9 protein-coding genes, 1 pseudogene and 1 riboswitch are annotated in these 10,697 nt (G+C 70.5%); of the genes and pseudogenes, 1 reads left to right on the top strand and 9 read right to left on the bottom strand.

The features are described from left to right. Positions 1-375 precede the first annotated feature (375 nt). Both IE277_RS48530 and IE277_RS44830 read right to left on the bottom strand, forming a co-directional pair. Positions 376-732 carry a phosphatase PAP2 family protein gene (locus tag IE277_RS48530; protein ID WP_229882518.1) on the bottom strand — a complete coding sequence of 119 codons (357 nt, stop codon included), beginning with the start codon at positions 730-732 and terminating at the stop codon, positions 376-378. 278 nt (positions 733-1,010) lie between these two features. Beyond that, positions 1,011-1,490 carry an inorganic diphosphatase gene (locus IE277_RS44830; RefSeq protein WP_189959652.1) on the bottom strand — a complete coding sequence of 160 codons (480 nt, stop codon included), beginning with the start codon at positions 1,488-1,490 and terminating at the stop codon, positions 1,011-1,013. Positions 1,491-1,520: 30 nt separating this feature from the next. After that, a riboswitch (Fluoride riboswitch) is annotated at positions 1,521-1,586 on the bottom strand. A 238-nt stretch (positions 1,587-1,824) separates the two neighbouring features. Between IE277_RS44830 and IE277_RS44825 the strand changes: the two are divergent. Continuing rightward, positions 1,825-1,941, top strand: a pseudogene (locus IE277_RS44825) (hypothetical protein); the annotation flags it as partial. A gap of 17 nt (positions 1,942-1,958) precedes the next feature. On the opposite strand, the gene IE277_RS44820 reads toward IE277_RS44825, so the two are convergent. From IE277_RS44820 to IE277_RS44790, 7 genes are all read right to left on the bottom strand, one after another. After that, positions 1,959-2,960, bottom strand: coding sequence for an MFS transporter (locus tag IE277_RS44820; protein ID WP_268252738.1), 1,002 nt, complete (start codon positions 2,958-2,960; stop codon positions 1,959-1,961). A gap of 712 nt (positions 2,961-3,672) precedes the next feature. Further along, on the bottom strand, positions 3,673-4,365 hold the full coding sequence (locus tag IE277_RS44815) for a hypothetical protein (RefSeq protein ID WP_189959650.1): 693 nt from the start codon (positions 4,363-4,365) through the stop codon (positions 3,673-3,675). Between the two features lie 140 nt (positions 4,366-4,505). Further along, the gene (locus IE277_RS44810; RefSeq protein ID WP_189959648.1) at positions 4,506-4,859 is read right to left on the bottom strand and encodes a DoxX family protein; all 354 of its coding nucleotides are present in this window, start codon (positions 4,857-4,859) and stop codon (positions 4,506-4,508) included. Continuing rightward, positions 4,856-6,889: an acetoacetate--CoA ligase gene (locus IE277_RS44805; RefSeq protein ID WP_189959645.1), complete on the bottom strand. Its 2,034-nt coding sequence runs from the start codon at positions 6,887-6,889 to the stop codon at positions 4,856-4,858. Before IE277_RS44805 ends, IE277_RS44810 begins: the two co-directional genes overlap by 4 nt. Further along, a complete protein-coding gene (gene mhpA / locus IE277_RS44800; protein WP_189959644.1) occupies positions 6,886-8,508 on the bottom strand; it encodes a bifunctional 3-(3-hydroxy-phenyl)propionate/3-hydroxycinnamic acid hydroxylase MhpA in 1,623 nt (540 codons plus the stop codon). Before mhpA ends, IE277_RS44805 begins: the two co-directional genes overlap by 4 nt. Continuing rightward, positions 8,505-9,443, bottom strand: a complete 939-nt coding sequence (locus IE277_RS44795) for a fumarylacetoacetate hydrolase family protein (protein WP_189959642.1) — start codon at positions 9,441-9,443, stop codon at positions 8,505-8,507. The genes mhpA and IE277_RS44795 overlap by 4 nt, the downstream gene beginning before the upstream one ends. Further along, entirely contained in the window at positions 9,440-10,585 is a 1,146-nt protein-coding gene (locus IE277_RS44790; RefSeq protein WP_189959640.1) for a VOC family protein, read from the bottom strand. Before IE277_RS44790 ends, IE277_RS44795 begins: the two co-directional genes overlap by 4 nt. Between the last annotated feature and the right edge of the window lie 112 nt (positions 10,586-10,697).

Here is a 10,697-nt window from a genome sequence, read left to right as displayed (position 1 = left end):
GGCTACGACGGCCCGTCCGGGCTCGGCACACCGAACGGCACCACCGCGTTCACCGGCTGAACAGCCCTATGAGGTAAGTCGATTGGACGTGCACCGCACGGAGGGCCGCCGCCTGGTCACGGCATTTATGGCCCTCCGTCACCGGGCCGGAGTCGGCGACCATGCCGGCTCCGGCCTCCCGTGCGACTCCCGCTTGGCTGACGACAGCGCTGATCTTTCCGCTGAGGTCGTGACGGCCAAACGGGGGCGTGCTCCGGGCGAGGCAGACTGCCCCTTTGTGTGCGGGTGATCCATCGTGATCACACCCCGGACCGGCTTCTCCCGCCCGGGCCGACGCTTCCGTCCGAACGGGAGCTGCAGACGACGGCTCTTCTGCTACCCGCGGCAGACGGCTGCGCGCATCTGTCCGCGCCGCTGCGGCATGCTGGCAGGGCGCGCCCACTCCGCCGCAGCCAGCCAGCCGTACCCGAACAGCCATCCGCCGATCACGTCCGAGGGCCAGTGAACACGCAGAGTCACGCGGCTGAGGCCGACAAGCGCCCCCACCGCACCGGCGGCACGAGGCCGAGCCGCTCGTGCAGTCAACCCGGTGGCCAGCAGGGCAGCGGCGGTATGCCGGGACGGGAAGCTCGCTCCCCGGCAGGCGGACAGCCGTTCTTCTGCTGGAGGCCGGGGGCGGCCGACGGCACGGCAAAGGCCCGTGCGTGCGGCGTCGCCGGCCGTCAGAACCATCAAGGGCCGGCACCGGTCAAGCACGGGCCTGGACGGCTCACGTGTCAGGCACCGTAGGGCCACCGCCGCGTAAGCGACTGGCCGGGAGCCCAGCGCCGTCACGGCCAGCCATGCCCGTCTACCCCCGTTGGTCTGTGGCGCAGGCAGGGCCGCACACCTGTCGAAGAGAGCAAGTGGCCGCTCGTACCGAGTGGCGAGAGACAGCAGAGCAGTGCCCAGGAGCCCGATGGCCGTTCGAGTTCCCCAGCGGCTGACGGAGCGGTTGTCTTCCACCCTCCTCATTCGAGGCATCCCGTGAGCCGCTCGTAGGCATGATGGGCATCGCTGATCAGGTGCTCGGCCTCGGCGCGGGTGCCGCAGTCGGTGACCTTGCCGACGGCCCGGTGTTGCAGTCGGGCCAGGACGGCGGCCCAGGCGTCGCCTTCGGCGTGCCAGCGGGGCAGGTCGCCGGCATCGGCAAGGTCGATGAAGGAAGGATCCTCGGCCACGCACAGCAGCATCGGGACGGCGGGCTCGGACTCGGTGCCGATACGGTGCAGGACGCCCAGCGGCCAGGCCGGCACGGTGACGCCGGCCAGGGCCGGTTCGGACATCAGCACCAGGGCGTCCAGGGGCGCCCCATCGGTGTCGAGGGTGTCGAGTACACGTCCGTGTCCGACCGGCCAGCCGCCCGAGGTGAGGCGGCCGGAGGCGCCGTCGTCGGACGTGCGGATGGTGGAGGAAACGGTGGCGTCGATGTCGATGGTGATCCGGGGCATGGCCCTGACCTCCTCAAATGGGAGCGCGGTCAGCAGGTAGAGGCCATCAGCACCCCTGGGGTGCGGTTGGCGGCGAGCCCCATCGCCGGATACCAGCAGTCTCCTGCCCCGCAGCCGGGGCGGCAACAGCCGCGGGGCCGACTTGGTCTTTGCGGGCGCCTTTGCGGGGTATGGACCGGCTTCGTATCGTGGAGGTCAGAAGGACGGTGGAGGGGCTCACTGTTAACCGCGGGGCCGCGACGGCTCGCCAACGGTCCCTGCCTGACGGCTGGAAGACCACGATGACCTCATCCGCTTCCGGAACGGCATCCACCGCATCCCTTTCCGCGTTTGTGGCTGCGGCCAGATCAAGTCCGGCGCCCCGGCTCGCGGTGAGCGCGTCGCCAAGTACAACCGGCTCATCGAGATCACCGCCGCCGAGCCCGCCCTGCCATACGGACTGAGCCGCTGACAGCGGGAGTTCTGAAGTCAGCGCCACGTGACCCGGGTGACGGCCAGCAGCACCACAGCGAAGACCTGGATGGCGACGACCACCGCGATCAGCACCGGGATCGAGTAGCCGTACAGACCGCCCGTCAGCGCGCCGCCGGCCAGACTCGCCGCGCCGACAACGCCGGCGAACAGGCTGTACGCCGTGGCTCGGCGCCCGCTGGGCACCAGGTCCGCGACCGTGGCGCGCAAGGTGGACTCCTGGATGCCCATGGCCGCGCCCCACACCAGTGACCCGGCCACCGCGATCGCGACCGTGTTGGTGAAGGCCAGCGCGACCATGCCCGCCGTGAGCACGGGCAGGGCGACCAGCACACGCGGACCGACCCGGTCGTAGAGCCACCCCGTGGCCAGTGCCGCCACGGCGTCCACAGCCATCGCCGCCGCGTACAGCACCGGCACCCACGCGGCGCTCAGCAGATGCCGCTCGACCAGGTGATAGGAGAGAACCCCGAAGGTGGCGAACCCGGTCGTGGTGGCGGCGGTGAAGGCGGCGTAGGTCCAGAACGCCCTCGGCAGCCGTCCGTCCTGCGTAGCCGGTGACGGGGGTGCTGCGGCTTGTGCCGCGCGTTCGTAGGCTTCCGGGTCCGGCACTCGGGCCCGCAGCCAGAACAGCAGCAGTACGGCGATGCCGGGGGCCGCGAGAACGCCGAGTGCGGGGCCGTAGTCGCTCCCGGTGAGCGCGAGCACGCCCGCTACCAGCAGCGGGCCGGCGATGGTGCCGATCTGGTCCATGGCCTCATGAACGGCGGAGCCACGGTCCCGCCCGGTCGCGGCAGTGGCGTGCGAGAGCAGGGTGTCCTTCGCCGGTGAGCGCACTGCCTTCCCGATCCGCTCGGCGATGACCAGCAGGCAGGCCATCCACAAGACTCCGGCCACTCCGAGCAACGGGACGGAGACGACGGTCAGGGCGTACCCGGCGATCGCCAGGCCCCAGAAGCGGCGGGTGCGGTCCGCCAGCGGGTCGGAGACCAGCCGCAGCCCCAGCGCGGCCGCCTCCCCGGCGCCGGTGGTCCGGTCGGACGGAAGGGGTGCTCATGGTGGGCAGCCCCATGTGGCGAGGTGGCCTCCGAGTTCGCCCCCGGCTCACGCGGTTGGTGACTCTGCTCCTGACCGGGGTCGCGGCGGCTTCGAACGGTGAGGCGTAGAAGCTCCGGAAGCAGTGGAGAGTACAGCCCATCGTCGTGGGCCGGGTGAGATCCACATGCCGGTGCCTGCAATGCTCGGTATTTCTGGGTGGGGATGCTGCGACGGGCGGGAGGATGGGTGGGTGCGTTCCCGGGGCCGGGGTCTGACTCATGACACGCCTGACCGAAGTGTCCTGGTGTCACGGTGTCGGCCGTTGGCCGGGGATGGTGCGTTGTCGGTAGCCAGACCCCCGCTCATAGGGGCTGTGTGACAGCTGACGCGGCTGTTCGAGGACCCGGTCTCCACACCATCCGCCCTGGTCAGCGAGCGGGAACAGAAGTTGCTCGGGCGGTTCGGCGCTGTCGTTGCGTCGGTGTCCACCGGCTGGCAGGAGGCCCTGCGCATCGTCGTCTCACGCAGCGGCTCGACTCGACAGCCCCTCGCGGAAAGGCAGTCGTTCGGCGTTGTTCAGGGCGCTCGCCCCGCGGGCTCACGGGCCGGCGTGGCCGCAGTAGCCGTGACCTTCTGCTCGCACCAGGAGCTTGCTCGGCTGGCGGGAGCTGCGTCAGCGGCTCGTGTCGGCGTCGCCGTCGTCCTCGGAAGAATGCCGCTGTCTCCTGCCGCCCGAAGCGGAGTCGTCTCCTTGCTCTTCCAATAGCTCAAGGAGTGCGGCATCCGCCCTTTTCCGATCTTCCTTCGTCAGCTCGATCGGCGCGTTGTTGTAGACGGTGTAGCGATCTGGATCAGTGATGTTGGCGGCCCGCAGGGTGAACGTCAGCAGGCGGCGCCACCCCTTGCGGTGGCCGAGCCTCGCTTGCAGTTGGACCTTGAAGTCACGGGCTTCCGGCATGAACCCGGAAAACGGTGCCTCGAACTCGATGAAGAGTTGTTGCGCTTCTCTGCCGGGCACAACGAAGCCGGCCGGCAGCTTTGCATCCTCGTCCGGCCCGGGCTGGAGGCGAGACGGTGAGGACACCCACAGCAGCGGCAGGTGAGAAGCGGGCTCGTCAGGGAAGGTCAGGATGAGGTCCTGTACGACTATCGGCTTGGGGCCGGTGTTGTGAAGGACGAGCGGGAGCCGCAGGCGGGCGGTGGATGAGTGGATGATCGCTGCGAAGGCATGGGGCTCCCACGTCTTCAGGCGCCCCTGTCTGGCGTTGAGCCACCAGAACGACGCGACGGTGAAGAGCAATGCGCAGGCCGACACCACACCGGCGCCTGTGAGTGATGAGGACGCGGCCTGATCGGTCGCGGTCATCAGCGGAACCACAGATTCAGTGTGCCAGCCCCGACGTGAGCTCGCTCACAGGGCTCAGGGGCCTTCGCCGCCAGCGCATAGCAACCGACAAGCAGAACGGTCTGCGTATCACAGGTGGCCGCTGCAGTCCTCAGCCAACGTCACGAGCCGACATCGGCAAGGAGCACGAGATACCAGGCGACCAGTGCGGCGCACACCATCGCGGGGACGAGTTCGGGCAGCCGGTCTCCCTTGCGCACGTGCGTGGTCACAGCACCGGCGAGCAGCATCAGCAGGCCGAGGCCGGCCAGCCCTCCGGAGACAGGTAGGACCGGGCCGATGGCCACGCCGATGGCGCCTGCCAGCTCCAGCGCACCGATCACCCGGTAGGAGGCGGTGGTGAAGCCGGCATGGGCGGCCAGCTCGGGCATCGGGCCGAGCGCCATGATCTTGGCCACGCCCAGCAAGGCGAAGATCAGCACGATCAGACAGGCCAGGGCCGCGGAGAGGCTCATGAGGCGTCCTTGACGGTGTGCGGGTGACGGGCCTGACGGCGTTCGGCTCCCAGGCCGGCGAAGTAGGCGACCAGGTCCGGGTTGTCGACCGCCGAGGGATTGAGGACCTGCTCGGCGGGCGCGCCCTGGAGGAGGCGCTTGACCGGGACCTCTAGTTTCTTGCCGGTCCTGGTATGCGGGATGGCCGGCACGGCGAGGATCTCGTCGGGCACGTGGCGGGGCGAGGCGCCGGTGCGGATGGCGTCGCGGATCTTCTCGCGCAGTGCGTCGTCCAGCCTGACACCGGGCGCGGGAACGACGAACAGAGGCATCCAGTAGCCGCCATCGGGTTCCTCCGCACCGATGACGAGGGCCTCGGTGATCTCGGGGAGGCGTTCGACGATGTCGTGGATGTCGGCACTGCCCAGGCGCACGCCGTTGCGGTTGAGAGTGGCGTCGGAACGGCCGTGGACGATCACCGAGCCGTGGGAGGTGAGGGTGATCCAGTCGCCGTGCCGCCACACGCCCGGGTAGGCGCCGAAGTAGGCGTCGCGGTATCGGCTGCCGTCCGGGTCGTTCCAGAAGTACAGCGGCATGGACGGCATCGGGCGGGTGACGACCAGTTCGCCGACCTGGTCGACGACCGGCTGTCCCGCGCCGTCGTACGCCGCGAGCGCCACGCCGAGGTTGGGGGCGGACAGCTCGCCCGCCCACACGGGGGTCGTGGGGGCGCTGCCGGCGAAGGCGGAGACGACGTCGGTGCCGCCGCTGGTGGAGGCCAGCTGGATGCCTGCGCCCACGTGGTCGCGGACCCAGGGGTAGGCGGAGGCGGGCAGGGCGGAGCCGGTGCAGCCGACGGCGCGGATGGCCGACAGGTCGTGCACGGAGGGTTCGATGCCCAGCTTGGCCATGGCCAGCAGGTACTGGGGGCTGGTGCCGAAGAGGCTGACCTTGTGGCGGGCTGCCAGCTCCCAGAGGATGTCCGGGCGCGCCACCGGCGCGGGGCTGCCGTCGTAGGTGCAGGTGGTGGCGCCGGTCAGCAGGGTGGAGACGACCAGGTTCCACATCATCCAGTGGGTGGTGGTGTACCACAGCAGGCGGTCCCCGACGCCCAGGTCGCAGTGCAGGGCGAGGATCTTGAGGTGTTCGAGCAGGACGCCGCCGTGTCCGTGGACGATGCCCTTGGGCAGACCGGTGGTGCCGGAGGAGAAGACGATCCACAGCGGGTGGTCGAACGGCACCGGGGTGATGGTGAGGTATTCGGTGCGGGTGGCGGCGTCGTCCCAGGGCACCGTCAGGCTGGTGTGCTGGGTCTCGGGCCAGGTGAGGCCCAGGTGGTCCACGAGCACCGCGGCTTTCAGGGTGGGAAGGGCGTCGGCCAGTTCGAGGGAGGCTGCGCGGCGGTCGTGGCGGGTGTCATTGAAGAGGTAGCCGTCCGCTGCGATGAGCACCGTGGGTTCGAGCTGGGCGAAGCGGTCGGCGGCGGCCTTGGGGGCGTAGTCCTGGCCGCACACCGACCACACCGCGCCGAGGCTGGCGGCGGCGAGGAAGGCGATGAGGGCATGGGGGGTGTTGGGCAGGTAGCCGACCACCCGGTCGCCTGGTCCGACACCCAGGTCGCGGAAGGTGGCCGCGACGGAGGCGACCTGGGCGCGGAGCTGGCGGCCCGTGATCTCGTAGCCGGCTCCGGTCTCGTCCAGCGCAGTGATCGCGGGGGCGTCCGGGTGCAGGTTGCGCAGCGCGTGGTGGGTGTAGTTGAGGGTGGAGCCGGGGAACCAGCGGGCGCCTGCCATGGTCTCCTCGGCCAGCACCCGCTCGTACGGAGTGGCGGCGTCGATGTCGAAGTACTCCCACACTGCCGCCCAGAATCCCTCCAGGTCGGTGACGGACCAGTGGTGCAGGGCCTGGTAGTCGGTGGGGTCCTGGATGCTTTCGGCGCCCTGGTGCCGGGCGGCCCAGCGGGCGAAGTCCGCGACACGGCTGCCGGCGGCCGTCTTCGGGTCAGGCGGCAGGAACGGTTCCGGATGCGGCGTGGGGTGCTGGGTGGTCATGGTGTGGTGCTCCTCGGCGGGGGGACGGGCCGGGCATCGGTGGTACGGCGGGCTGTGTGGAGCAGGGAGGCCCAGGCGGTGGGGTCCGGGAAGTGGCCGGTCCCGGCGGGGACGGTGTCCATCACGACGCGGTCGGGGCGCAGCAGGACGGCGTTCGCCCGGCCGCGTGCCAGCCAGGCGGCCAGCGTGCCGTCGTCGTCCAGGTCGTCGAGGTGGATCGTGGCTGCGTCAAGTGCCGTGGCCACGGCCGTCATGTGCGGGGTGGGAGGCACAGCGGTCAGGAGGGCGAAGGAGTCTGCGAGGACGTCGTCCAGGCGCATTCGCCTGCCGTCGACGATCACCCAGGGCTGCGGGCAGAAGGTGCCGGTCAGCCGACGGCCGATGAGCCCGGGGCGGCGCCGTACCAGTGGGCCGGCGGTCAGCGCGGGGCTGAGGTCGCGGCTCACCGCCGCGGTCACGCCTGGGACGCGGCATGCAGCACCGACGACGGCCCGTCGGAGTGCCGCGCCGCGGTCCTGTCCACCGGTCATGGCCCAGCCCATGGCCACCGCGAGCCGGATCACATAGCGGGCGTGCGGTTTGCGCTCGCGCTCGTAGGTATCCAAAAGCCCGTCGTCTGCGCCCTGTTGGAGAACGCGGGCGAGCTTCCAGGTGAGGTTTCGGGCGTCGCGCAGGCCCGCGCACAGACCCTGCCCGATGAAGGGAGGCGTGAGGTGGGCCGCGTCACCCAGCAGGAAGACGCGTCCCCGGCGCCACCGGTCGGCGAGGCGGGCCCTGAAGGTGTACTGCGCCTGCCGGATCACCTCGAAGTCGTCGGCCCCCGCGGCGCCGGACGGCGCGTCCGTCCAGGGGGCGACCAGCTCGCGCAGGCGTTCCCGGCCGTCCGGCCCGTCCAGGTGTACGTCGGCGGGCAGCCGGAACTCCCAGCGGTAGCGGTCCTCGCCGAGGCGCATGAAGGTGGCGGGCTGGGTCGGGCAGCAGATCTGCTCGACACCCTCCCAGGTCCGCACCGGGCGGCTGGTGCGGACGTCGATGACCCGCCAGCTCTCCTCGAAGCGCAGGTCCTCCCATACGGTGCCGATGGCGTCGCGGGTGAGGCTGCCGGCGCCGTCGCAGCCGAGGACGGCATCGGCCCAGACGTGCTCGTCCTCGTCGCTGCCGTCGCGGCGGAAGGTGACCTGGACCGGCGCCGTCCCGTCGGTGTCCTGCGTGACGGACACGACCTCCACCCCGCCCCACAGCTCGCACTCCGGGCGGCGCGCCAGCGCGTCGCGGAGCAGGCGCTCCAGGTCCGGCTGGTCGAACATGCTGGTCTGGGGGAAGCCATGATGCCCGTGCCGGGATCGTGTGAATTCGGCGATCACGCGGTGCCGGGCGTCCAGCAGCCGCAACCCGCGTGCGGGACGGGCGAGGGCTGCGAACTCCTCGTGGATGCCGACGCTCTGCAGGATCCGGCGCACCTCGTCGTCCACGACGACGGCACGTGGCAGCGGGTAGACGTCCCGGTGGCGTTCGAGGAGCAGGCTGGGCACTCCGTGCCGGGCGAGCAGGAGTGCGGCCGTGACTCCTACGGGGCCCGCGCCGATGATGACCACGGGTCTCCGGGATGCGGCGCTCACGTCGCGTCCGCGACAGCGGTCCGCTGCTCGCCCAGGTCGATGTGCCCGTCGGGGGTGGCGATGGTGGCGGTGACGAGGTCGCCGTTACGCAGGTATCGGGGGTTCTTGGCCTGGCCGTTGAAGAACGCCTTCCACTTCAGCGCGGGCGGCAGCAGGGCTGCGATCTTCTCGACCGGCTTGGGCGGGGCCTTCAGCGCGGTACCGCCGGGTGTGCCGGTGAGCAGCAGGTCGCCCGGGTCGAGGGCCTGGAACCGGGCAAGCAGGGTGAGCGCCTGCGCCGGTCGCACGATCATGTCGGCAAGGGTGCGGTCCTGACGTGGTACGCCGTTGACGTTCAACCGCAGCCGCAGATCGATCAGACGGGCGAAGTCCTCGGGCTCCAGCAGGGCCAGGTACGGCCCCGTCGGTGTGAACGTCGGGTAGGACTTGCTCTCGTAGAACTGGGTCTTGGTCAGCTGGACGTCGCGGGCGCTGACGTCGTTGGTGAGGACAAGCCCGGCGACATACGAAGGCAGGTCCCGCTCCTCCACAACAGTGCCCACGGGCAGCGGCGCGCCCATGACGAGGCCGAGTTCCACCTCGTAGTCGAGGAACCGCACGTGCGCCGGGCGGACGATCGCCTCGTGCGGGCCGCTGACCGAGCCGGACGCCTTGCGGAAGAAGGTGGGCGGTATGTCGCCGGTGAAGCCCGAGTCCTTGGCGTGGCTGCGGTAGTTGACCATCTGGGCCACCACCCGGCAGGGGGTGGTGACCGGGGGCAGCGCCACCAGGTCGGCGACGGGTGTGCCGCTCTCGCCGGAGGCGGCGGCCTCCCGCACGGCGGCCCGGTCGGCGAGGAGTCCGGCGGTGGTGACCGCCTTGGTGTCGATGCGGACGGCGTGCTCGTCCCGGACGGCCCACCAGCCGTCGGGGGTGCGCAGAACGTTGGTGCTCATGAGCTCATCGCTTTCATCAGGCCCAGCAGGCGTGCGGGGTCGAGTTCGTTGTCGCCGCGCAGGGCCGTCATGACCTCGCGAAGCTTGGCGGGGGACGGGTTGGTACCCAGGAAGTCGCGGGTGACGGGCGGGCCCCACTGGGCCAGGCCGCTCGCCGACATCGGCGCCCATCCGGGTTCGAGGTCGCAGGAGAGCAGGTCGCCGTCGGCGAAGTGCTCCAGCATGAAGCGGTCGGGGTCGCGCCAGTAGTCGAAGAGCTGGCTGCCCTGGATGTGCCGGCCGATGCCCCAGCTGCGCTGGTAGCCGCGCTCGGCCAGGTATTCGCCGCCTGCGGCGATGGAGTCGAGGTCGGTGACCTGGTAGGCGGAGTGGACGTAGCCGGTGCCGGGCCCGAGGTGCAGGGCGACGGTGTGGTGGTCCACGGGCGTGCTGTCCTGGTCGCAGCGGATGAACGCCATGGTCGGCCCGCGCTCGCGCTGTCCGTCCAGGAACAGGAAGTCGGACACGATCATCCCGAGGGTGTCCAGGTACCAGTCCAGGGTGCGGGTGAACGTCCGTGTCTCCAGCACCACATGGCCGAGGCGCTGGATGCGGGACGGCTCCCGGGGCGGACGCTGGGTGGCGTTTGTACGGCGGGGTTCGGTGCCGGTGTTGAGGGTCAGCGGCGGCTGTTCGGGCAGCGCGGGCAGCGGCTCGGCGCAGTGCACCACCCGAACCGGAAGGCCCGAGGGATCGAACAGGGCGACCGACCGTCCGCCGCCGGGGACGTCGATGTCCCGGACGGTGTGTCCGACGGCGGCGGCCAGCCGGACGACATCGGCCCGCTCGGCCGCGCGGAACGCCGGCCCGAGGAAGCGGGAGGCGCTCCCGCGCCGGATGACCATGCAGGGTGAGCCTGCGAACGTGCCGCGCAGCCACAGCTCGTGCCGGGTGCGGGCCGCGATCGTGAAGCCGAAGTCACGGGCGAACACCTCGGCCCGGTCCAGGTCCGGCTTCTCGAACTCCAGCCAGGCCAGGTCCGCCACCTTGATCACGGGGTTCCGGGCTCGTCCGGGGTGCTCTCCACGCAGGGCGCCCTGCTCACTGTGGAGGTCGCGGTGGGGCGTCAGAGGGCCGCCCTTGTCAACAGGGATGTGGGACATGGTGTCCTCCAAGCAACACTGACGTAATGAGGAAATCATCAACTCTGCCGATTCCCTCCGTCAATGGGTGCAGCCCAAATAATTGAGGATCTCATCAGTAATGGCAGTGTCA

This window comes from Streptomyces alanosinicus, assembly GCF_014650595.1.
GTDB classification, from domain to species: domain Bacteria; phylum Actinomycetota; class Actinomycetes; order Streptomycetales; family Streptomycetaceae; genus Streptomyces; species Streptomyces alanosinicus.
Note: the sequence above shows the minus strand (reverse complement) of the source record. Positions and strands in the feature narration are given on the sequence as shown.